Below are 23,245 nucleotides of genomic sequence, written 5' to 3' on the forward strand. Positions count from 1 at the left end.
ATGTGGTACAACAGTAACCGATTGCATTCCTACTTAGGGTATCAAAGCCCAAATGATTTTGAATTTAAAATTAATGAGTTAGAAAAAGTAGCTTAACTAGGGTGACTGAATTTAGTTGACCAGGTCATAAAGATGCTTATGAAACTGTACTGTTGGCTAAGTGGATTGTTGCTGATGGAGATGAAGAAACATACAAGATCAGATATGACTTTAAGCCTAAAGACGACAAAGACTTGCTTGAGGTTGTGAAGAAATCGCTCGCTGGCAGGACTTTAGATGATATTAACTGGTTTACTCTACCCGTTGAGCTATACGACTACCAAGTCGTATCTGTGAACAATGAAAAGCCTATCGCATACAGTGATTTAAAACATGTCAGTGTCCATAGTATCAATGCCGAGCGAGATGACTTCTCAGAAAGCAGTTCAATGAAGTCCAATAGCATTTTCACCAAACTGCTTATGAACACTCTCAACGATGACGACAAAGGTCAGATTAACACAGCCTACTCTGAGTTCTTTAGTGCTATTGAAAAGACTGAAACATTCGACAAAGTCATTGGAACTAATGACGATTTTGAGAATTACGACAGTATTATCAAGCAGCTTGAGTGCACCCCTAACCTGCCTAACTTGAAGAACATCTTATCGAACATCACTCTGAAATACGGAAATGAATTTCTGTACCAAAAAGGCTTAGGACAACGAAATCTTATCTACATCCTCATCCTGTTTGCTTACTACAAGTCATGTGTTGATACATTTAACTTGTGCTGTATAGAAGAACCAGAAGCACACTTGAGCGTTAATAACCTTCGTTTAGTAAGAGACTTTATTGAGAAAAGCTCAAGCAACAGTGGCTCGCTTGTACAGACTATCATTTCGACCCATAACCCATCGATCATCAACAAGCTGAAGATTTCTAATGTGTTGGCGTTTACTGGCGAGAAAGCAATTAGTCTGTCTGATACACCAACCAAGCTAGTTGGCTATCTAAGAAAGAGACCTAATTTCGACATCCTAAAACTGCTGTTCGCAAACAAAGTCATTCTCGTAGAGGGGCCAACTGAAGAAATGCTAATCAGCACTTATTTGTCTAAACAACCAGCCCTTAACGACATTGATATTATTCCAATTGGTCAACGTGGTTACACCACTTTCTTAGATATATGGCTCGCTCTGAACAAAGATAACCAGAACAAGAAAATTGGTGTTGTCCGTGACTATGACAATTTAGAGGCAGCTAAAGCAAAACATGATGCTTATGACACAACGTGTGCGAATGTCACTGTAAGAACAACAACAAACTACACACTTGAAATTGATTTAGTAGAAGCAGAAGACAACCTAGCTTTGCTGAATGGTTTATTCGAAATGGATGGCGATCTCGAAGCTGTTTCCAATCACATGATTAATGGTAAAACAGCAAGAATGCTTGATGTATGTGATGCGATGGTTGATGAAGAGAACCCACTGGATATCAAGTTACCGGCTCACATCGCTGAGGTCATTGAGGCGGTATCATGATAGAAGTACAGATTGCTGGTGCAGGTGCTGGGAAAACTTATGGCTTAGCAAAGACTTTGATAGAACACATCGAAGCTTGTACTAGCCACAAAAAGACATTTGCACTGACATACACCAACACTGCAACAGCGAAGATAGAGCAAGAAATAATCAAACAACATGGCTTTATACCGCCTAATCTCTGCATACAAACAGTACATAGCTTCTTGTTGAACGAAATCATCTATCCATTCTCGTCATTCACTCTAGGGGATGTGTATAACGATACATCCGTAATGATGTTACCTAGTGATTTTAGGTTCAAAAACTGGCACATAAAACGTTTAAAAGATAAGAAGATCATTCATGCAGAGAGTGTCTACAGCATTTCTAAACAAATAGTTGATGAAACCAACAAAAAGCACAGCAACAAAGCTAAGAAAGCAAAAGTTCGCAGACTGTTAACTATTTTCGGGAGTTGCTTTGACAAGATCTTCATCGACGAAGTCCAAGACCTCGATGACGATGCTCTCAGCTTTTTCGAGATTCTAGGCAGCAACAATATTGACGTTTACATGATTGGAGATCCAAAACAAGCAATCAAGTTCCCCCAAGACCTTGATGCTTTTGTTAAAAAGGTAGCTCCAAAAGAATACGCGACCATACTACCAATCAACAATCAAACCAGACGAGTACCTACAGAAATCTTAGCGGTATCAAATAGTTTCTGTTATGAAGATCAGCAACAAGACTCATTATCAGAAGAGATCGGTGAACTTATGTACATAGAATCGACCGATGGCAGATACGACGAGCTACTAACGAACTACATCGATACAAAACAACTTGTTTGTATCGACAAAAAAAATGGTCGGTATACAACGTCGTCTAAACACAAACACGCATTCCCACGAGAGATCGAGGAAATGATTCGTGATTCTAACCACAAGAAAGACAAAGCTTTGTTTGTTAAAGCAGCTTTTTCTGACTTTATGGACGATGTCGTAGAAGTCGGTGCAAGAATTGCTATTAATAGGCTAAAGGCCAGTCACAGATTGACACTTAATAAACAACACTTCGCCCAATTACTTGAGCTGTGTAATTCTTGCACGAAAAATGACGCTCAATTCAAGATACAAAGTATCGAATCTATCAAGGGATTGGATGCTGATGTGTGTGTAATCATACTCAGCTCTAACACCCTGAAATACTTAACCCAAAATGGTATTAGCAAAGCAAACCAATTTAATAAAGAATGGAAAAAAGTCTATGTAGCTCTAACTCGTGCCAAGAAGAGACTGGTGTTGGCTTTAGATCATGATTTACTCGCTAAAGAAGATATGGCTGCGGTTAGGGATTCCATAGGTGAACTAGGATTTGTTACTCATAACTAGAATGTATCTGTCCACAAACTCTAATAGACTCTTATAGAAGTCAGACTCAAAAAAAGTGTGATATTTAGTGACCCTGTAAATAATTTTCTTTGAAGCTAGTTGTAACTCATTTTGGGGCAAGGGTTAGTCAAGTTAGAACAACGCTCGCGTATACGGAAACGCCCAAAGTTATTAGCTTTGGGCGTTTCTTCTAACAAACTTGGTTACGACAAACCGAGCTTTAAAGTGTCATATGCAGAATTGGAAAAGGTTTTCCCATATCATCAAGTGGTGAACGAGAAACTACTTTAAAACCCATATGCTCGTAGAAGCCTACTGCTTGCGGGTTTTGTTCGTTTACATCGACTTTGGTTGCACCTAACTGCTCTATTGCGTATTGCAGTAGCACCTTACCAATACCATGCCCTCTTGCCTCGTTTAAAATGAACAGCATTTCAACCTTAGAATCATGGATACCCACGAAGCCTAGAATTGAGCCATCATTACTTTTAATACATCTTAACGTGACAGCAGGAAAAGCCTGCTCAATGATAATTGGTTTAAAAAACTCAATATCTTCTTCTGTTATGAAGTCATGAGTTGCTCGGACTGAGTTTTCCCAAACATTCAGCATTTTTGCGTAATCTTCAGGAAGCACATTTTCTACAATCACCGTATTCTCTCTAAAGTTGACTGAAATTCATGTGCAGCCGCGAGTGCGTATTTTATCCGAAAATAATTAAGTAGTCTAATGATGTAAGCAAAGGGTTCTGGCTTGGAATGGTGCGAGACGAGTTATATTTAAAACCCGTCTATGGACAGAAACGCGTTAGATTTTTAGTTCTAAACTGCTGACCTCGGATAAGTTGAGGTTGCTCAAAACCAATCAAAAGACACACGAGATTGTTTAGGAAAGGCTCCAACTCTGAGTGACTATTTAGTGATTACGATTTTGTGTAACCGTTTGAAAGTGCTAAAGTGTCTATAACATTAGTTGACTGGGTTAAAGATGAATATAGAAGAATTCATTGGGCAATACCGCAACCACCCTGTTTTATTCGTTGGAGCAGGTATCAGCCTTCGCTACCTCAATAATGCATTTACGTGGGATGGCTTATTAAAACACATTGCGTTTGAACCCAAAGGTAACAATGAGTTCTATCTTGATATTAAGGCTGAAAGTCGAGAAAACGGAAAGTACGATTACACAAAAGTTGCAACCAAGTTGGAACAGGAATTCAATAAAGTCTTGGGTCAAGATAGATACGGCAAGTTTAAAGACATCAACGATGTTTTCTATCACGAGATGGAGACTGAAAATTATCTTAGTCGTTTCAAAATCTACATATCTCAGTTAGTTAAGCAACTGAACTACAAAGAAGATATGTTCGATGAGCTGAGTGAATTAAAGAAAATTCGTAAGAATATAGGCTCAGTGATTACGACTAACTACGATAGTTTAATTGAAGACTTGTTTGGATTTGAAGAGCTTGTAGGCAATGACATTCTACTGAGTAACCCTTATGGCTCAGTCTATAAGATTCATGGTTGTTGCGTTGATCCCTCTAAAATCATTATTACAGAAGAAGATTATAATCAGTTTGATGAAAAGTATGAGCTTATTCGAGCACAATTACTCTCTATTTTCATCCATAACCCAATTATTTTCCTTGGCTATGGTATTGGCGATGAAAACATCAAGAGCTTATTAAAAACCATTTTTACTTATGTGGAACCGAACTCTGAAGATGCGGAACGAATTCGCAATAACTTTCTATTAGTTGAATATGAAAATGGATCAATGTCACACGCAATATCTGCTCATGATATTGATTTACAAGGGTTTTCAACCATTAGGATAAATAAGTTGAAAACGGATGATTTCAAGGAAATCTACAAATCACTTTCTAACCTTAGCTTACCTGTATCAGCAATGGATATCAGAAAGGTTCAGAGCATTGTTAAGGACATCTATTCAGGTGCAAGTGATGACGGGACAAGCATCAAAGTTAACATCACTGAAGATATCAATGCCCTAAGTAATAGTGACAAAATTTTAGTAATCGGTTCAGCGAAATCCATCTCCTATGAGCATAAGAACTCATCAAGTTTCAACTCTGAGTACTTTGATATTGTCGAAGAGTCTAACCACAACCTAATTAAGCTCATTGATAATATTAACATATCAGTACAGCAGTGGTTTCCAATTTATGCTTTTGACACTATTTACCGAGATTTAAGAAAGGCGGCAACTTTAAAAGAGCAACAGGCTCGCAAAATAAATGATTACCTTGCTTCTCAACCAGCAACTGTTGAAACAAAGCACACTACGTTACAAGAAATTTTTGATGATGAAGGTGTAACAAGGCCAAATGAGTTGAATGCGATTATGTGGTCAACTTGGAATGACAAAATTTCACTTGATGAAGTTGAGAGCTTTTTGAAAACAATGCCAGATAAAAAGGGAACGGGCTATCGCAGATTGCTCTGTGTGTATGATTACAAACGATACAGTGCGTAGCAAAAGTCAAACCACCCACGGGTGGTCTTTTGTGTTTTTTACTTTATCCGTTATTTTTTTATGGTGAACTTTGATTGCACAAGGTAGGGTAACTTTTTGTCTAGACTCGTTTAGGGGCAGAAACGAGTTATACCGGAATAGCTCCTTTTGGCACTCAGGCGTACTTCGGCAAAGAGCGATTAGCGGACGCTTATAGATTTTGATTATAAACTATTGCTTTGGTGTTTTTCTTCTACAACCTTAATGATTTCGATTGATAGATTGTAGTCTTCGCAAAATAAAAAAGTGGTCATTCCTAAGTATATCAATCACGTCTTATAGCGGAGCAAAAATTCATGGAATAACACTATAAGTTTACATTACTATTTAACGGGTGTATAAAAAACAAATAGCTTAAAATGATCGTATTAGATACAAAAGCTTTTCTGTCAGTTTCTCTAAGGGATTAATGTTATGAATGGATATCAATTCAAAATGTCATACGAAATCGTGAAGGCTCTATTAACTTTAACCACGTCAATGTTTTTTCTTTGCTCTTGTATGACTATAGATCCTTATCGAATAGACGCCAGTTCCAAATGCGAGTACGTAAACTCAAACGATTGTTCAGATAGCGCTATTACAACGGCAAAAACCTCATCAAATAACACTTATGATTTAAATTTTTTTGAGTTCGACGACCAAGGATACCTGCATAATTCAGAAAAGTTGGGACAACGAAAAACTAAAGACAAAATCATTGACGACATAAAAAATGAAGCAAATAAACAAAACGTTTTTCTTCTAATTTTTGTACATGGCTGGCATCACAATACTGATGGTAACCCAGAAGACGGTAATATTCGGAGTTTTAGAGAGGTGCTTTCCACCGCTGCGGATACTTTTGGAGAAAGTAAAAAAGTCATTGGGGTTTACATAGGGTGGAGAGGTGACTCTGTCAGAGTACCTTTACTTGATGAAAAAAATTTAATAAACACTTTCACGTTTTGGGAAAGAAAGAAGACAGCACATGAAATAGGCGGTCAAGGAATGACAAGCTTACTGCTTGAATTGGAAGCGGCTGTCGCACCAAATGATAAATATAATCACCACCTAATGACCGTGGGTCACAGCTTTGGAGCTGCCGCTTTATATTCTGGAATTAGCCACATCTTACAAGAACGATTGATTTCGTCTAGAGCACTAGGGGCGCACGAAGAAGCGGATGGATTTGGAGACTTGGTTGTATTGCTAAATCCCGCATTTGAAGGAATAAAGCATTCGTCTTTGTTTGAATTAGCACAGTCTAAGTGTAATAGTTATCCCACAACTCAAAAGCCTAGGTTAGTAATAGTAAGTTCAAGTGCTGACTTAGCCGTTCGCTGGGCATTTCCTACTGGTAGAAGGGTAAATGCATTTTTTGAAACGCATGGCAAGACATCAGCTACGCATTGCACTTCCAATGGGCGTATTGACATTCCTTTGAAAACTTCTCAAACGGATCGGTATGCCGTAGGGCACAATTGCAAATATATTACCCACGACTTGCACTTATATAATAATGGTAAATATGAACAGTCGAGCTTAGATTGTGAAGGTAATAGAGTTGACCGAACTAAGGTTGCGCCAGTAATTTTTGGCAGAACGGTTTTAACGTCTAGGGAAATAACTACGCTTAACAACCCTATACTAAATATATGGACAAACGGGGATGTTATTGGTGGGCACAATGATATTTGGAATGATAATGTAAAAGAGCTTCTCTACAGGATGATTGCGGTCGCCAACCTATAAACGCTTTATCATTGTAGAAATTTGCTGAGTGGTTCACGCACTTCGCTGTCTCACAGCCAGCAATCACTGGCTCATGTGGAATTATAAGTGCTCATAGACTTCAAATAGAGATTGGAGCTTAGGCTTGAAAAAAATCAACCTCACATTGATTATTGCTTTTTTACTAGCGCTTATAAGTGGATGTTCAACATGGTCTCCTGTCGAGGGCGCTTATTACCACGGTAAATATGGTAACATCAACAGTAATATCGGTGTTCGATTCATGGGAGTGTCTACGCTTACCATCACCGACGGGCACTCGCATATTATGATAGATGGATTTTTTTCGCGACAATCACCGTTGGGCTACTGTAAAAACGACATGGAAACGCAAAAATCAAAAGTGCGGCCACAGCTGGAAAAATTGAAACTCCCACACTTAGACGCATTATTTACAAGCCACGCTCACTTTGATCATATTTTGGACACGCCAATTGTTCTTGATTATTTCCACAAACGCACGTTGATTGAAAGAAAAACTCCAACTAAAATGTTTGGGACGCAGGCGAGCAAAGACTATATAAGTGAAAATTGGAAAGGCCAGTTTTCAGACTGTGAAAAGAACCAATCTCAACCTTGCTTCTCAAAATTAGAAGATGGCGGAACTTATGATGTTGGAAACTTTGTAGTGACAGCAATCGAAACCCCACACGTCGAAAAAAAGTTTCCAGTTAATGTGTTCGAAAAAATATTCACTTGTTTTAAGAGAGATAAAAACTTAATTAAAGATTTCCCTAATTACAGTTTTCTCATTACCTTAAAAACTGATACTCAACGTCAAACGCCAGATGATAGAACAACACCGCCAAAAATATTGATCATTCCAAGCGCGAACATTTCTGAAGATGACTTGGATGGAATAAACGCAGACATCGTGTTTTTGGGGATTGGCTTACTCAAACCCAAAAATGTGGAACACTATTGGAATCAGACAATAGGAAAAGTGAATGCTAGCTTGGTTGTACCTATTCATTGGGATAATTTATACAGATCACTCGACGAACGATTGGTTTCGGGCCCAAACATTTTTGTTAAAACTGATAAGGTAATTAAAGAGCTTGAGCGATTAGCTAAACAATCTAAACAGACAAAACTTTCCTATTTCAATGTTTTTGATAAAGTGACTCTGCCGAGATTTGAGCAATGAGACAGAGAAAGCATGAGTTTGTTGAAAACTGATACTTCAACGGACTCGACATATAAGGAGAAGTTTTTTAATTTTGTATCTCAAGAATGTTTGACATGCTTCACACTAGCCTAACCACCCTAAACTCAGTAAAGTCCGCGACGTGAGAAAAATGGGGACATGAAAAAAGCATTTTTCTTTTGTCTTTGCTACCTAGTAAAGCTAATAGTCCAGTGACCGCTATTGGCACATTCAAGACAACCGATAATGCAAAATACAAGTGTTGACTGATTGGGTATTTTTTCGTTGGATCTCGCTGCGCTCAAACCAACCTGCCTTAATAATTTTGAAGCGCAGCGCCTCAAAACCTCTTTGTGAATAATTAACTTAAAGCTCTTTTTCTATATTGCTTGCAAGAGGGCAAATAATCGTGGCCACATTTGCCACTAATTAACTTAAAGCTTACCGCTTAAAACTTATTTGCAACCCCCTTAAACGCAAAAAGCCCCGCATTTTCATGCGGGGCTGATGTTAAACAGTAACTGAGTATTAGCTCATTGCTGTTTGTAGCTTTTTCATCGCTGTTTTTTCAAGTTGACGAACTCGTTCTGCAGATACGCTGTATTTTTCAGCCAGTTCTTGCAGTGTTGCTTTATCGTCTGATAACCAACGTGCACTAACAATGTCTTGTGAACGTTCATCTAGCGTTTTTAATGCGCTAAATAAGCGTGTATGCGACTGCTCTTGCCATTGCTGTTGCTCAACTTCTTCAGCTAAATCATTGCTGCCATCAGTTAAGTATTGCACAGGTGAATAAGTGCTTGTTGGTGCATCATCGCTGTCGTCACCGGTTAAATCAAAGCCCATATCTTGGCCGCTCATGCGCGATTCCATTTCACGTACTTCTTTTTCACTTACACCTAGCTCATTCGCTACAGTGGCAACTTCAGCTTGGTTAAACCAACCTAAACGTTTTTTGTTCTTACGAAGATTGAAGAATAATTTACGTTGCGCTTTAGTGGTCGCAACTTTTACGATACGCCAGTTTTTCAGCACGAATTCGTGTATTTCAGCTTTTATCCAATGCACTGCAAATGAAACCAAACGTACGCCCACTGATGGGTCAAAACGTTTTACTGCTTTCATCAGGCCGATATTACCTTCTTGGATCAAGTCAGCTTGCGGTAGACCATAACCTGAATAACCTTTAGCTATATGTGCAACAAAACGAAGGTGAGACATGATGAGTTGCTTTGCAGCGTTAAGATCGCCATCTTCCTGTAAGCGAGTCGCTAACTCTTTTTCTTGCTCAGCACCTAGCATAGGTATAGTGCTTACCGCTTGAAGGTAGCCGTCCATACTTGCGCTTTGCTGTCCAACTGTGAGTGCCATTGCGTATAAATCTTTACTCATTTTTTCACCTCAGTGATAAACATTTGAAACCATCTTAGCACTCTTTCACTTAGAGTGCTAACTGCAATTTAAAACTTTTTTTCGATTGAAGCAAGTGGTTTTTTAGTGTTTTTTATTCTACTTTAAACGCCTGAATAAGCGATGAATTCTAGCTTTGCGGTCAGTTGGTTATGCTAAAGTAATTCACCACAAGCAACTTAATTAATGATTATAAACAATAATTGTTACACTTTATCGGGTTCGATTTCTTTTATATATCGATTAACAGATAAGTAGGAGCCAACAAACCCTAAGCTGGTTGCAAGCAGCACTAACGCACCAAACTCGCCTAAGCTTAAGCCGATTAGATTAAAGTTAGTTTGATACACTCCAGCGACTTGTGTAACTGCAGAGCCAAGCCACCACATCATGAGAGCCACACATATAAAAGCAAACAAACCTCCAACAATGCCATACCAAATGCCAGTCCATAAAAATGGCGCATGAATAAAGGTATTGGTTGCACCAACTAGCTTCATCACTTGGATCTCTTCTTTCTTATCCATAATTGATAAACGAATAGTATTGCCGATGATCAAAGTTACTGATGTGAGCAATAAAAGCGCGATTGTTATTACGCTTTCTTTTAGCAAACTTAATAACGCATTTAAACGCTCAAGCCAGGCAATATCTAATTTACCAAAATCGACTTCACGTTCTGCTTCAAGCTTTTTTAATAATGCTTGCGCGGCGTTTGGTTGGCGATGGCGTGAAGTAGGCGTGACAATAACAACATCTGGCAGAGGATTACTATCTAAATACTCGAGTGCTTGGCCAAACCCTGATACTTCTTTAAATTCAATAAGCGCATTTTGTTTAGGAATAAAAGTGACATTATCAATTTCTGGGTAGAGTGCTAAGCGTTTAACAAGCGTTTGTGTTTCTTGTTCACTCATGGATTCTTTAACAAATAATGAAATTTCAGCTGCTTCTTCAAAGCCACTGCTGACCTGCTGTACGTTTTTTACCACTAAATATAACGTCGCTGGTAAGGTTAAACTCAGGCCCAGTACTGCAATGGTCATCATTGACGCCATCGGTGTGCGCCACATTTCGCCTAAACTATGTACGCCTTGGCGGAAAATATTCAGCACAAAAAAATAGCTGGCTGCAAAAACTGACTTTTTTACTCGTTCATTTTGGCTTTTTCGGCCTTTGAATAACAAACTCATAGTGTTGCCTCTGCCAATGGATCTTGGCTCATTCGGCCGTCTTTTAAGGTTAAGCTGCGGTATCTCATACGTGAGATCAGCCCTAAATCATGGGTCGCTATAAGGACTGTTGTTCCGTGATTATTAAATTCTTCAAACAACCGTAAAATATCCATCGAAAGTTCTGGATCTAAATTACCCGTAGGTTCGTCGGCAAGTAGCAACGGCGGAGAGTTTACAATTGCGCGAGCAATGCCCACACGTTGTTGCTCACCACCTGAAAGTGTTGAAGGGTGACATTTTACTTTGTCTAACAAGCCAACTTTATCTAAGGCACCATGTACACGCTTTTCAATTTGCTTATGATGCGTACCTTCAATAATGAGTGGTAAAGCAACATTATCAAAAATAGTGTGGCGTTCTAATAAACGGTGGTTCTGGAAGATAATCCCAATATCACGACGAACGTACGGTATTTGTCGCGATTTTACTGCATTTAAATCAACGCCATTAATAAAAACATGACCCGCCGATGGGCGTTCCATTAAACTAATGAGTTTAAGTAAGGTACTTTTACCGGCACCACTGTGGCCAGTTAAAAAAGCCAATTCACCCGGTTTAACATGGAAATTAACTTTTTCCAGCGCTCGATGACCACCGGGATATGTTTTGCTGACTTGCTGAAAATTTATCATTTTAGTTATCAATCATCCACAGCTGAAAAGGGAGCAAGCTCCCTTTTGAAATTTAAACTTCGTCCTCATCTTGGCTAAATAGCGCATCAATGAAGTCATTACTATTAAATGCACGTAAATCATCAATGCCTTCACCAACACCAATATAGCGAATTGGAATATTAAACTTATCGGCCACCGCGAAAATAACCCCACCTTTGGCTGTACCATCTAACTTAGACAAGGTAATACCGGTAAGGCCAACACACTGGTTAAATAAGTTCACTTGGCTAATAGCGTTTTGCCCTGTGCCTGCATCGATGGTAAGCATCACTTCGTGTGGCGCATCAGGATCAATTTTCTTCATCACTCGGGCTATTTTTTCAAGCTCTTGCATTAAGTTATCTTTATTTTGCAAGCGCCCTGCTGTATCAGCAATTAACACATCAACGTTACGCGCTTTGGCAGCTTGAAATGCATCAAATATTACTGAGGCACTATCAGCACCGGTGTGCTGTGCAATTACTGGAATTTTATTACGCTCACCCCATACTTGTAATTGCTCAACGGCTGCTGCACGGAAAGTATCACCTGCAGCTAACATCACTGATTTACCTTGATCCTGAAATTGCTTAGCAAGTTTACCAATGGTCGTTGTTTTACCTACTCCATTAACACCCACCATTAAAATAACAAATGGTTTTTTATCTGTAGGAATTTCTAATGGCTGCTCTGCCGTTTTAAGCATAGCAGCCATTTCTTGCTTCATTAATTCATACAGTGCATCGCCATCTTTTAACTGTTTACGGTTAGCCGCATCAGTAAGGCTGTCGATCAGCTTCATGGTGGTGTCAACACCTAAGTCGGCTGTTAATAACTGGGTTTCAAGATCTTCAAATAATTCATCATCAATTTTCTTACCTGTGAAAATCGATGCAAAGCCAGAACCTAAGTTTACTTTGGTTTTTAATAAGCCTTTTTTAAGACGAGCAAAGAACCCTTCTTTCTTAGGTTTTTCAGCTATTTTTGCTTCCTCGATGGCAAGCTCGGCTGTTAATCGCTCTTGCTCTAAACGCTCAGCCTCAGCCTGCTCTGCGGCAATGCGTTGTTGCTCTAAACGCTCAGCTTCCGCCTGTTCTGCTGCAATACGTTGTTGCTCTAAACGCTCTGCTTCGGCTTGCTCTGCTGCGATACGAACTTGTTCTACACGTTCAGCTTCCGCCTGTCCTGCAGCAATACGTTGTTGCTCTACACGCTCAGCTTCGGCTTGCTCTGCTGCGATACGAACTTGTTCTACACGTTCAGCTTCCGCCTGTTCTGCTGCAATACGTTGTTGCTCTAAAAGCATTGCTTCTTCTTGCTGTACTAAACGAGTGGCTTCATCGCGACGTTGTTGTTCTGCTTGTTCTGTTACTGCTAATTCAGCATCTGTGATAGCTTGGCGTTCAGCATCACGTGCCTCAGCTTGCTCTGCGGCAATACGCTGTTGTTCTAAGCGCTCAACTTCCGCTTGTTGGTTATCGGCCTCTTGGGCGGTCTGCTCTACTTGTTGGTCTTTATCTGACTTACCAAAACCAAACCAAGACAGGAATTTATTTTTTTTTGCCATACTTGCTAATAACCACTTATAAAAATCTGATAAACTAACGGTAATACTTTGTGTATTCGCTGCATTGCTTTAAAAGCACAGCCGCTAATAACCACAACATATTGTCTAAGACGCTCATAGTAACACTTTTAGCGCAGTTGAAAAATGACACGCTACTATATGATTGCAATATTATCTGAGCTAGATTCTAGATACCATTTTTTAGTGAGCTAAATGAGAAATAAATCACCACAAAAACAAGTGAGTAATAAAGCCAGCGATGGCGTTATTAGGATCATCAGCGGGCAATTTCGTGGCCGTAAATTACCAGTAAAAGATGTGCAAGGTCTTCGTCCAACCACAGATCGTATCAAGGAAACAGTGTTTAACTGGTTAATGCAAGATACCCGCGATGCTAAAGTACTCGATTGTTTTGCAGGTTCCGGTGGATTAGGTTTTGAAGCACTCTCTCGTTTTGCTCTCAGCACACGCTTTTTAGAGATGGATAAACTCGCCGCCAACCAGTTAAAAACTAATATTGACACGTTAAAGCTCACTAACGCAGAAGTAGTCTGTACCGACAGTTTACTTTATTTAAGCAACAATACGCAGCAACAGCAGTTTAACTTAGTGTTTATTGATCCACCTTTTCGCCAAGGTTTAGCGCAACAATGCTGTGACTTACTTACCGAAAATGACTGGCTCAGTAAAAATGCCCTCATTTATGTTGAAGTAGAAAGCGAGATGAGCGCGTTACAAACACCTAGCAATTGGCTGTTATTAAAAGAAAAAGCGGCGGGACAAGTATTTTGCCGCCTCTATGAAGTACAGTAAAATTAGTAACATAGAAATATTTTTTGTTTCCACTTGGAGCAGACAATATTTATCCTTTACATGTGGTGCGGCTTCGGATTACAATACTGCACCATTTTTGAACCACTTGATCATTGTTTGATCAACTTGAGCAACGCTCATTATTTAGGTAGGTGAATTTTTAATGCCAGTAATTAAAGTAAGAGAGAACGAACCGTTTGACGTAGCACTTCGTCGCTTCAAGCGTTCATGTGAAAAAGCAGGTATCCTTTCAGAAGTTCGTCGTCGCGAGCACTATGAAAAGCCAACAGCTGAGCGTAAGCGTAAAAAAGCTGCAGCGGTTAAGCGTCACATGAAGAAGCTTTCTCGCGATAACGCACGTCGCGTTAAATTATATTGATCAGTATTGGTCTTGTATAAATGAGCCTTTTAATAAAGCTAAAAGATGCGCAAAAAGATGCGATGCGAGCGAAAGACAAATCTCGTCTTAACCCAATTCGTATGGTGCTTGCTGCAATCAAGCAGCGTGAAATTGACGAGCAAATAACACTTGATGATGATGGTATTACCGCAGTATTAGTGAAGCTTGTTAAACAACGCCGTGATTCTTACACTCAGTATACTGATGCTGGCCGTGAAGATTTAGCCGAAATTGAAGCCAATGAGATCACAGCTCTTGAAGAATTCTTACCTCAACAATTGAGTGAAGATGAAATAATAGCTCTTATTGATGCGGCTATTGCTGATACTAACGCAGCAGGTATGCAAGATATGGGTAAAGTAATGGGTATAATCAAAAGCAAAGCTGAAGGTCGCGCCGATTTAGGTAAGATCTCCGGTTTAATTAAGCAACGATTAACAGCTTAATACTCCCACATACAGATGTATGATTTAAGCAAACCGAGCCATGTGCTCGGTTTCTTCGTTTTTCGCTTTAATAAAAATAGCATTTGTGTTCAAATCTAAATTGTAGAACTAAATTATCTGATATTTCGTTCACCTTATTTTCTATTTATCTCAGGACTACACTTTACTAATGGCTGGAAAGATCCCACGTAATTTTATAGATGATTTACTTGCCAGAACCGATATTGTTGAGCTAATTGACTCCAAAGTTGGCTTAAAAAAAGCAGGTAAAGATTACCAAGCCTGTTGCCCTTTTCATAACGAAAAATCGCCATCATTTACCGTATCTCAAGACAAACAGTTTTATCATTGCTTTGGTTGTGGTGCGAATGGCAACGCTATTTCATTTGTTATGGAGTACGACAAGCTTGAATTTGTTGATGCCATTGAAGAACTTGCAAGCATCCTAAATCTCGATGTTCCCCGCGAGCAAGGCACCAGTAATGGTCCAGAGCGTACGGCTGAACAAAAACGCTCAGATTACGATTTAATGCTCCATAGTGCGCGTTTTTATCAACACCAGTTAAAACATCATACTAATTCAGCAGCCGTAATAGACTATGTAAAAGGCCGAGGTCTAAGTGGCGAAACTGTTAAAAAATTTATGATTGGTTATGCCCCCAGTGAATGGGAAGGCCTTTGCCAACAACTTGGCCGCAATAAAGAACAAAAAGAGCAACTCGTTGAGCTAAAGCTGGCCTCAGAGAAAACCCCTGGCCGCCAGTTCGATTTTTTCCGTGATCGCTTAATGTTCCCAATTCGCGATAAACGTGGCCGTGTTATTGCTTTTGGTGGCCGTGTGATGCAAGCGGATCAGGGGCCTAAATATTTAAACTCGCCAGAAACGCGTATCTTTCATAAAGGCTTTGAACTATATGGATTATATGAAGCAAAACAAGCGCATAAACAGCTCGACCATGTACTCATAGTTGAAGGCTATATGGATGTTGTGGCACTGAGCGAGCAAGGTATTGAATATGCGGTAGCTGCGCTTGGTACTGCCACCACCGCTGAACACATGCATACATTGTTTAGAACCACAGAGCGAGTAATTTGTTGCTATGATGGTGACCGCGCTGGCCGAGATGCCGCTTGGCGTGCACTCGAAAATGCCCTGCCCTATTTAAATGATGGTAAAGCGCTGCTGTTTGTATTTTTACCAGACGGTGAAGATCCCGATTCATTAGTGCAAAAAGAAGGTAAAGAAGCGTTTGAACTACGTTTATCTCAAGCCGATGATTTTACTAAAGTGCTGTTTAATAAACTCAGTCAAGATATTGATTTAACTACCGATGCAGGTAAAGCTAAGCTTCTTAGTGCTGTGCTTCCATTAGTTGAAAAAATTCCTAGTCAATTTTATCAAGAAAACTTATTAGAGCACTTAGGTCGATTAATAGGCCGCACTAAAGAGCAGTTAAACAATCGCTTAAAAACACCTAAGCAGCAGCATGCGATTGAGCGAAAATTTAAAATTACACCAATGCGTCGCGCTATCGGCTTACTGATCCAGCACCCAAATTTAGCACATGCCGTGCCCTATTTGCCTGATTTAGCACAAATGAATATTGCAGGGATTGAGCTACTCATTCGTTTACAGCATTACGCACTGCAAAAATCGCCAATAACCACTGCGCAATTGCTTGAATCATTTCGTGAAACGCCCGAATATGAAGCGTTGCTCAAACTGGCAACTTGGCAACATGAGATTGGCGACGACCGTTTAGAAGCAGAATTTAAAAATACTTTCAAATTTATTGAAGATCAGTGTTTAAATTATCGACTAGAGACCCTATTAATAAAAGACAAGACTCAAGGGTTAAATAGTGAAGAACGACTCGAATGTCACCTATTAACACAAGCTTTAAAAGGCACTAACAACTAGTCAAAAATGAATTATGCTGTTATACTGTGCTATTCACTGCGTCAAATAATACTTAGCTTGGCTTAATAAAGTAAGCAAGCTGGCGCCTGTTGTATCAACTTATCAGAGTGGAAGAAACAATCTCTATGGATCCAACTCCTCAGTCACAATTAAAACTTCTGATTCAAAAAGGTAAAGAGCAAGGTTACTTAACTTTTGCAGAAGTTAATGATCACCTTCCACAAGATATTATCGATTCAGATCAAGTAGAAGATATCATTAGTATGATCAATGATATGGGTATCAAAGTTAGCGAAAATGCGCCTGATGCCGATGAATTGATGATGCAAGAAACAACAACAGATGAAGACGCAGCGGAAGCTGCAGCCGCTGCGCTTGCTACTGTAGATAAAGAAATCGGCCGAACAACGGACCCGGTTCGTATGTACATGCGTGAAATGGGTACTGTTGAATTGCTTACCCGTGAAGGCGAAATTGTTATCGCTAAGCGTATTGAAGAAGGGATTAACCAAGTACAAATCTCGGTTGCAGAATACCCTGAAGCAATTACATACCTACTTGAGCAATGGGATAAGTTTGAAGCCGAAGAGATGCGCTTAAGCGATATTATCTCTGGCTTTTTCGATCCTAATGAAGATGCTGCGCCAATCTCTGCTACCCATATCGGTTCTGAATTAAGCGAAAAAGAGCTTGAAGATGAAGATGAAGATGATGCAGATAGCGATGATGAAGACGAAGAAGAAGTAGATACTGGGCCAGATCCTGAAGAGGCTCGTGTGCACTTTGAAAATCTTCGTGATCTTTATAATAAAGCACGTGATACATTTGAAAGTAAAGGCCGTTCACATCCAGAATCGCAAGCTGCAATTTTTGAAATTGGTGAACTGTTCAGAACCTTTAAATTAGTGCCAAAACAGTTTGATCGCATGGTTAATAACATGCGCGAAATGATGGATAGAGTTCGTGTTCAAGAACGTATCGTCATGAAACAAGCTGTACAAATCGCCAAGTTACCAAAGAAAACCTTTGTTAAGCATTTTGCTAACAACGAAACAGACACTGCATGGATTGACTTTGAAATTGCTGCGAATGAAAAATACTCAGCAAAATTAGAAGAAATCAAACCTGAGATCATTCGTTGCATCAATAAACTACGCGTTATTGAAGAAAGCACAGGTTTAAGCATTGAGCGTATTAAAGACATCAACCGTCGTATGAGTATTGGTGAAGCAAAAGCGCGCCGTGCGAAAAAAGAAATGGTTGAAGCTAACTTACGTCTTGTTATCTCGATTGCTAAAAAATACACCAACCGTGGTTTACAATTCTTGGACTTAATCCAAGAAGGTAACATTGGTTTGATGAAAGCCGTTGATAAATTTGAATATCGCCGTGGTTATAAGTTTTCAACTTATGCTACGTGGTGGATCCGCCAAGCAATCACCCGCTCTATTGCTGACCAAGCGCGTACAATCCGTATTCCGGTGCATATGATTGAAACGATTAATAAACTTAATCGTATTTCTCGTCAAATGCTGCAAGAAATGGGGCGTGAGCCAAATCCAGAAGAGTTAGCAGAACGCATGATGATGCCTGAGGATAAAATCCGTAAGGTACTTAAAATTGCTAAAGAGCCAATTTCAATGGAAACACCAATTGGTGATGATGAAGATTCGCACTTAGGTGACTTCATTGAAGATACGACTATTGATTCGCCAATCGACTCGGCAACAATGGAATCTCTTCGTGGCGCGACTAACGATGTTCTTGCAGGCTTAACAGCCCGTGAAGCAAAAGTATTACGTATGCGTTTTGGTATCGATATGAATACCGACCATACTCTAGAAGAGGTAGGTAAGCAATTTGACGTAACGCGTGAGCGTATTCGTCAAATCGAAGCGAAGGCACTGCGTAAATTACGCCACCCTTCACGCTCTGACTTATTAAAAAGCTTCTTAGATGCTAAATAATTAGCTGCTAACAAACATAATCAAAAGGCCGCTGTAGCGGCCTTTTTTCTATTTCAAGGAAATAATCATGGCTTGGATCCAAATCCGTATCAATGCCAACGCAGCAACCGCTGATGCAATAAGTGACTTATTAATGGAGGCAGGCAGTGCGTCAGTTACCTTTATTGATGCCAAAGACACCCCTATTTACGAACCAAAAATCGGCACTGTGGTGTTTTGGGCTGATACGACTGTGATTGGTTTGTTCGAAGCTAACCACGATATGCATACGGTAATTGCTCTATTACAGCGCCACGATGAGTTAAAAGACACTTTAGTGTACAAAATAGAGCAACTTGAAGATAAAGACTGGGAACGCGAATGGATGGATAACTTCCACCCAATTCAGTTTGGTGAAAAGCTATGGATCTGTCCAAGCTGGCGTGACATACCTGATCCTGATGCCGTAAATGTACTGCTTGACCCTGGTCTTGCTTTTGGTACTGGCACCCATGCTACCACTGCACTGTGTTTAAAATGGCTTGAAAGCCAAGATTTAACCGGTAAAACCGTAGTGGATTTTGGTTGTGGCTCAGGCATTTTAGGTATTGCGGCAATCAAACTTGGCGCTGAGCGTATGATCGGCATAGATATCGATCCACAAGCCATTGAAGCTAGTCTTGATAACGCACAGCGTAATGGTGTAGCAGACAAACTTGAAGTATACCTGCCAGAAAATCAGCCAGAATTTACTGCTGACATTGTAGTAGCCAATATTTTAGCTGCGCCGCTACGAGAATTATACAGCGTGATATTAGGCTTATTAAAACCAGGCGGTAAAATTGCCATGTCGGGGATCTTAGAAGAACAAGCGCAGTCGGTAGCTGATATTTATGCACCTTTTTTAGCACTTGATGATATCGCAGTTGAAGGTGAATGGACGCGTGTAAGTGGCAAAAAACATTAATTAAGAGCGCCGCTATTAAGTAATTATTAACCCTTAATACGTTTGTAAAGCCTGTAATTAACAGGCTTTACCTGTTATTTACACACCTATTAATAAAACAAAATAAGCCCTTTATTTTTATTCTGTTCAAATAACAAACAAATCAACCTACCCTTCAAACTGTTATCAAAAGTCAATACGAAAAAGTCAAAAAAAAGTCACTTTTGTTCAATTTATAGCCTTTGTTTTTTAGCGAAAACACCGTAAACTTAGCGCCCCTTGAAAAGAGGCCTATTGAATACAGTGCGTATCGGTTCATACCAACTTGAGAACAATGTAATTGTCGCGCCAATGGCAGGCATTACAGACAGACCATTTAGACAGCTTTGCCGACGCTTAGGTGCGGGGCTGGCCGTGTCTGAAATGCTGTCGTCGAACCCAAGTGTGTGGAAAACTGAGAAATCGATGAACCGTATGGATCACAGCGGTGAATCAGGAATACGCGCAGTGCAAATAGCAGGAGCTGATCCTGAGCTTATGGCTCAGGCTGCACAATTCAATGTCAGCAATGGCGCACAAATCATAGATATTAATATGGGGTGCCCAGCTAAGAAAGTGAACAAGAAACTCGCAGGCTCAGCGCTATTACAGTTTCCTGATTTAGTGGAAGAGATTATTGATGCGGTGGTTAGCGCTGTTGATGTACCTGTGACATTAAAAATCCGTACTGGATGGGATCAGGATAACCGTAACGGCGTTGAGATTGCGAGAATAGCTGAACGTTACGGCATAGCTTCATTGGCCGTACATGGGCGTACACGCGCATGTATGTACAAAGGTGAAGCTGAATACGCCACGATTAGGGATATTAAACGTTCAGTGTCGATACCTGTGGTTGCTAATGGTGATATTACATCTCCTGAAAAAGCAAAACAGGTTTTGGACTATACGGGTGCAGATGCCATTATGATTGGTCGAGCCGCCCAAGGTCGCCCTTGGATATTTAGGGAGATAGACCACTATTTGCGAACCGGTGAACATTTACCTGTACCTCCAATTGCGGAAGTACGTGGTATTTTGATGGAACACTTAGTGAACCTTCATGCGTTTTACGGGGAACCAATGGGAGCGCGTATCGCTCGAAAACATGTATCTTGGTATTTGCAAACCCATGACAGTGACGGTCAGTTTAGGCGAGTATTTAATGCTCTCGATAATCCACAGGCACAAATCGAGACATTAGAGCAATACTTTAAAACACTAGCAGCTAACTAAGAAAGAAAGAGATATAAACAATGTTCGAACAAAACGTGACTTCTCCATTTATTACTAACCCTCATGTTCAGTCACACGAGAAACCGCAGCCATTACGCGATGCAGTGAAAAAAGCTGTACATCATTATTTAAAACAGCTTAACGGTCAAGATGTGCAAGATGTTTACGACCTTGTTCTTTCAGAGCTAGAAGCACCATTACTTGAAGAAGTAATGACTTACACACGTGGCAACCAAACACGTGCGGCAATCTTACTAGGTATCAACCGCGGTACTTTACGTAAGAAACTAAAGAAATACGGCATGAACTGATACCAGCTATATTGAAACCGTAATCATTCTAACGAGCTAAATAAGCCCCTAACTGCGTTAAAAATTTTTTATGTAGAATAACTACACAGCAAAATTTTTGCCTTGTTATTGACTTATTTCTCTGTCGTTATAATTGCTTACTAATCCAATACAGCTGGTATAAAGTATTTTGAGTAAAAAGCACCTTAGGGTGCTTTTTTTATGTCTTTAAAAATCCTCACCCTTTAAATATCGTTTTTTAAGCGATATTCAGTTAAAATAGCGCCTTTCTAAGCTAGCTCAAACACTGAGGTAATCAAACTACAATGGATACACATCGTCCAATTCGTCGCGCACTACTAAGTGTGTCAGATAAAACCGGTATTGTTGAATTTGCTCGCGCTCTTGAATCACAAGGCGTAGATATCTTATCAACAGGCGGTACGTGTAAATTACTTGCTGATAATGGCATTAAAGTCACTGAAGTATCTGACCACACAGGTCACCCTGAGATCATGGATGGTCGCGTAAAAACTCTTCATCCAAAAATTCATGGCGGCATCTTAGCGCGTCGAGGTCAAGATGAAAGCGTAATGACTGAGAACAATATCTCAGCTATCGACATCGTTGTAGTTAACTTATACCCCTTTGCGAATACAGTCGCTCAAGAAAACTGCAGCCTTGAAGATGCCATTGAAAATATTGATATTGGCGGCCCAACTATGGTGCGTGCCGCGGCTAAGAACCACAAAGACGTGACGATTGTAGTAAACGCGAAAGATTACGACCGCGTGATCAGCGAAATGCAAAGCAGCAATGGCTCAACAACGTACAAAACACGTTTTGATTTAGCCATTGCAGCATACGAGCATACTGCACAGTACGATGGCATGATTGCTAACTACTTCGGTAAAATGGTTGCTGACTACACTGATGAAGCGGCTGAGGAAACTAAATTTCCACGCACCATTAATATGCAGTTCACTAAAAAGCAAGATATGCGCTACGGTGAAAACTCACATCAAGACGCCGCTTTCTATGTTGAGAACGACGTACAAGAAGCGTCTGTTGCAACCGCCGTACAGCTTCAAGGTAAAGCCTTATCGTTCAACAACATTGCAGACACTGACGCGGCTCTTGAATGTGTTAAAGAGTTTGACGTTCCAGCCTGTGTTATCGTAAAACATGCAAACCCATGTGGTGTATCAATCGGTGGAAACATTCTTGAAGCCTACGACCGCGCATTTAAAACTGATCCTACATCTGCATTTGGTGGCATCATTGCGTTTAACCAAGAACTTGATGCAGATACTGCTGAAGCGATTGTTGCACGTCAATTTGTTGAGGTGATCATTGCACCTAAAGTATCTGAAGCCGCAGCGCAAATTATTTCAGCGAAGCAAAATGTACGCTTACTTGAGTGTGGTGAGTTCTCAGCTAAAGGCACAGGCCACGACATTAAACGTGTAAACGGCGGCGTACTAGTTCAAGACCGTGATTTAGGTATGGTTACGCAAGGCGACTTAAAAGTTGTCTCTAAACGCCAGCCTACTGAGCAAGAACTTAAAGACTTGTTATTTTGCTGGAAAGTGGCTAAATTTGTTAAATCAAACGCCATTGTATATGCCCGTGACGGTATGACCATTGGTGTAGGCGCAGGCCAAATGAGCCGCGTTTACTCAGCTAAAATTGCCGGAATTAAAGCTGCCGATGAAAACCTTGAAGTAAAAGGTTCTGTTATGGCATCTGATGCATTCTTCCCATTCCGTGATGGTATTGATGCAGCTGCAGAGGCTGGTATTACTGCTGTGATCCAACCGGGTGGTTCAATGCGCGATGAAGAAGTTATCGCTGCTGCTGACGAAGCTGGTATGGCAATGGTGTTTACTGGCATGCGTCACTTCCGCCACTAATCACACAAAGAGCTAACACATCAGTTAGCTCTTTTTGTTTGCACCAAATTCACGTATTCTGCTTACTCTATA

General features: G+C 40.2%; 19 protein-coding genes. 14 read left to right on the plus strand and 5 right to left on the minus strand.

The window, feature by feature from the left end; all coding sequences use genetic code 11:
- Positions 1-152 precede the first annotated feature (152 nt).
- A complete protein-coding gene (locus tag HHO47_RS12005; protein ID WP_211183708.1) occupies positions 153-1,526 on the plus strand; it encodes an ATP-dependent nuclease in 1,374 nt (457 codons plus the stop codon).
- Entirely contained in the window at positions 1,523-2,899 is a 1,377-nt protein-coding gene (locus HHO47_RS12010; RefSeq protein ID WP_169020502.1) for a UvrD-helicase domain-containing protein, read from the plus strand. The genes HHO47_RS12005 and HHO47_RS12010 overlap by 4 nt, the downstream gene beginning before the upstream one ends.
- Before the next feature lie 220 nt (positions 2,900-3,119).
- Here HHO47_RS12010 and HHO47_RS12015 read toward each other — a convergent pair whose 3' ends face one another.
- Positions 3,120-3,551, minus strand: a complete 432-nt coding sequence (locus tag HHO47_RS12015; RefSeq protein WP_149980946.1) for a GNAT family N-acetyltransferase — start codon at positions 3,549-3,551, stop codon at positions 3,120-3,122.
- 336 nt (positions 3,552-3,887) lie between these two features.
- On the opposite strand from HHO47_RS12015, the gene HHO47_RS12020 reads away from it, so the two are divergent.
- The 3 genes from HHO47_RS12020 to HHO47_RS12030 all read left to right on the plus strand — a co-directional run bounded on the left by HHO47_RS12020 (position 3,888) and on the right by HHO47_RS12030 (position 8,358).
- Positions 3,888-5,399, plus strand: coding sequence for an SIR2 family protein (locus tag HHO47_RS12020; RefSeq protein WP_169020503.1), 1,512 nt, complete (start codon positions 3,888-3,890; stop codon positions 5,397-5,399).
- 453 nt (positions 5,400-5,852) lie between these two features.
- Positions 5,853-7,172, plus strand: a complete 1,320-nt coding sequence (locus tag HHO47_RS12025) for a lipase (protein WP_169020504.1) — start codon at positions 5,853-5,855, stop codon at positions 7,170-7,172.
- Positions 7,173-7,296: 124 nt separating this feature from the next.
- A complete protein-coding gene (locus HHO47_RS12030; protein ID WP_169020505.1) occupies positions 7,297-8,358 on the plus strand; it encodes an MBL fold metallo-hydrolase in 1,062 nt (353 codons plus the stop codon).
- A gap of 528 nt (positions 8,359-8,886) precedes the next feature.
- Here the strand turns inward: HHO47_RS12030 and rpoH are convergent.
- From rpoH to ftsY, 4 genes are all read right to left on the minus strand, one after another.
- Complete coding sequence (gene rpoH / locus HHO47_RS12035) at positions 8,887-9,750, minus strand: RNA polymerase sigma factor RpoH (protein ID WP_169020506.1); 864 nt, start codon at positions 9,748-9,750, stop codon at positions 8,887-8,889.
- Positions 9,751-9,974: 224 nt separating this feature from the next.
- Positions 9,975-10,961, minus strand: a complete 987-nt coding sequence (ftsX, locus tag HHO47_RS12040; RefSeq protein ID WP_169020507.1) for a permease-like cell division protein FtsX — start codon at positions 10,959-10,961, stop codon at positions 9,975-9,977.
- Positions 10,958-11,635 (minus strand): cell division ATP-binding protein FtsE, encoded by a 678-nt coding sequence (gene ftsE / locus HHO47_RS12045; protein WP_169020508.1) that lies wholly within the window; start codon positions 11,633-11,635, stop codon positions 10,958-10,960. The genes ftsX and ftsE overlap by 4 nt, the downstream gene beginning before the upstream one ends.
- A 52-nt stretch (positions 11,636-11,687) precedes the next feature.
- Positions 11,688-13,223 (minus strand): signal recognition particle-docking protein FtsY, encoded by a 1,536-nt coding sequence (gene ftsY, locus HHO47_RS12050; protein ID WP_169020509.1) that lies wholly within the window; start codon positions 13,221-13,223, stop codon positions 11,688-11,690.
- Positions 13,224-13,436: 213 nt separating this feature from the next.
- Between ftsY and rsmD the strand changes: the two genes are divergently transcribed.
- The 9 genes from rsmD to purH all read left to right on the plus strand — a co-directional run bounded on the left by rsmD (position 13,437) and on the right by purH (position 23,173).
- The gene (gene rsmD / locus HHO47_RS12055; RefSeq protein ID WP_169020510.1) at positions 13,437-14,036 is read left to right on the plus strand and encodes a 16S rRNA (guanine(966)-N(2))-methyltransferase RsmD; all 600 of its coding nucleotides are present in this window, start codon (positions 13,437-13,439) and stop codon (positions 14,034-14,036) included.
- 163 nt (positions 14,037-14,199) lie between these two features.
- The gene (rpsU, locus tag HHO47_RS12060; protein WP_002957797.1) at positions 14,200-14,415 is read left to right on the plus strand and encodes a 30S ribosomal protein S21; all 216 of its coding nucleotides are present in this window, start codon (positions 14,200-14,202) and stop codon (positions 14,413-14,415) included.
- 20 nt (positions 14,416-14,435) lie between these two features.
- Entirely contained in the window at positions 14,436-14,882 is a 447-nt protein-coding gene (locus HHO47_RS12065) for a GatB/YqeY domain-containing protein (protein WP_169020511.1), read from the plus strand.
- A 169-nt stretch (positions 14,883-15,051) separates the two neighbouring features.
- On the plus strand, positions 15,052-16,803 hold the full coding sequence (dnaG, locus tag HHO47_RS12070; protein WP_169020512.1) for a DNA primase: 1,752 nt from the start codon (positions 15,052-15,054) through the stop codon (positions 16,801-16,803).
- Positions 16,804-16,928: 125 nt separating this feature from the next.
- A complete protein-coding gene (rpoD, locus tag HHO47_RS12075; protein WP_169020513.1) occupies positions 16,929-18,770 on the plus strand; it encodes an RNA polymerase sigma factor RpoD in 1,842 nt (613 codons plus the stop codon).
- 67 nt (positions 18,771-18,837) lie between these two features.
- Complete coding sequence (gene prmA / locus HHO47_RS12080; protein WP_169020514.1) at positions 18,838-19,716, plus strand: 50S ribosomal protein L11 methyltransferase; 879 nt, start codon at positions 18,838-18,840, stop codon at positions 19,714-19,716.
- A 282-nt stretch (positions 19,717-19,998) separates the two neighbouring features.
- A complete protein-coding gene (gene dusB, locus HHO47_RS12085; RefSeq protein WP_348981656.1) occupies positions 19,999-20,970 on the plus strand; it encodes a tRNA dihydrouridine synthase DusB in 972 nt (323 codons plus the stop codon).
- 20 nt (positions 20,971-20,990) lie between these two features.
- Positions 20,991-21,281, plus strand: a complete 291-nt coding sequence (fis, locus tag HHO47_RS12090; protein WP_002957804.1) for a DNA-binding transcriptional regulator Fis — start codon at positions 20,991-20,993, stop codon at positions 21,279-21,281.
- 305 nt (positions 21,282-21,586) lie between these two features.
- On the plus strand, positions 21,587-23,173 hold the full coding sequence (gene purH / locus HHO47_RS12095; RefSeq protein WP_169020516.1) for a bifunctional phosphoribosylaminoimidazolecarboxamide formyltransferase/IMP cyclohydrolase: 1,587 nt from the start codon (positions 21,587-21,589) through the stop codon (positions 23,171-23,173).
- The last annotated feature ends 72 nt before the right edge of the window (positions 23,174-23,245 follow it).

The sequence above is a fragment of the Pseudoalteromonas arctica genome, from assembly GCF_012927645.1.
GTDB lineage: Bacteria > Pseudomonadota > Gammaproteobacteria > Enterobacterales > Alteromonadaceae > Pseudoalteromonas > Pseudoalteromonas arctica_A.

Excerpts from the sequence above, each read along its gene's own strand:
- fis (WP_002957804.1), top strand. The coding sequence starts at position 20,991 with ATGTTCGAACAAAACGTGACTTCTCCATTTATTACTAACCCTCATGTT.
- HHO47_RS12025 (WP_169020504.1), top strand. The coding sequence starts at position 5,853 with ATGAATGGATATCAATTCAAAATGTCATACGAAATCGTGAAGGCTCTA.
- purH (WP_169020516.1), top strand. The coding sequence starts at position 21,587 with ATGGATACACATCGTCCAATTCGTCGCGCACTACTAAGTGTGTCAGAT.
- rsmD (WP_169020510.1), top strand. The coding sequence starts at position 13,437 with ATGAGAAATAAATCACCACAAAAACAAGTGAGTAATAAAGCCAGCGAT.
- ftsX (WP_169020507.1), bottom strand. The coding sequence starts at position 10,961 with ATGAGTTTGTTATTCAAAGGCCGAAAAAGCCAAAATGAACGAGTAAAA.
- dnaG (WP_169020512.1), top strand. The coding sequence starts at position 15,052 with ATGGCTGGAAAGATCCCACGTAATTTTATAGATGATTTACTTGCCAGA.
- ftsE (WP_169020508.1), bottom strand. The coding sequence starts at position 11,635 with ATGATAAATTTTCAGCAAGTCAGCAAAACATATCCCGGTGGTCATCGA.
- rpsU (WP_002957797.1), top strand. The coding sequence starts at position 14,200 with ATGCCAGTAATTAAAGTAAGAGAGAACGAACCGTTTGACGTAGCACTT.
- HHO47_RS12020 (WP_169020503.1), top strand. The coding sequence starts at position 3,888 with ATGAATATAGAAGAATTCATTGGGCAATACCGCAACCACCCTGTTTTA.
- rpoH (WP_169020506.1), bottom strand. The coding sequence starts at position 9,750 with ATGAGTAAAGATTTATACGCAATGGCACTCACAGTTGGACAGCAAAGC.
- prmA (WP_169020514.1), top strand. The coding sequence starts at position 18,838 with ATGGCTTGGATCCAAATCCGTATCAATGCCAACGCAGCAACCGCTGAT.
- ftsY (WP_169020509.1), bottom strand. The coding sequence starts at position 13,223 with ATGGCAAAAAAAAATAAATTCCTGTCTTGGTTTGGTTTTGGTAAGTCA.
- rpoD (WP_169020513.1), top strand. The coding sequence starts at position 16,929 with ATGGATCCAACTCCTCAGTCACAATTAAAACTTCTGATTCAAAAAGGT.
- HHO47_RS12065 (WP_169020511.1), top strand. The coding sequence starts at position 14,436 with ATGAGCCTTTTAATAAAGCTAAAAGATGCGCAAAAAGATGCGATGCGA.
- HHO47_RS12010 (WP_169020502.1), top strand. The coding sequence starts at position 1,523 with ATGATAGAAGTACAGATTGCTGGTGCAGGTGCTGGGAAAACTTATGGC.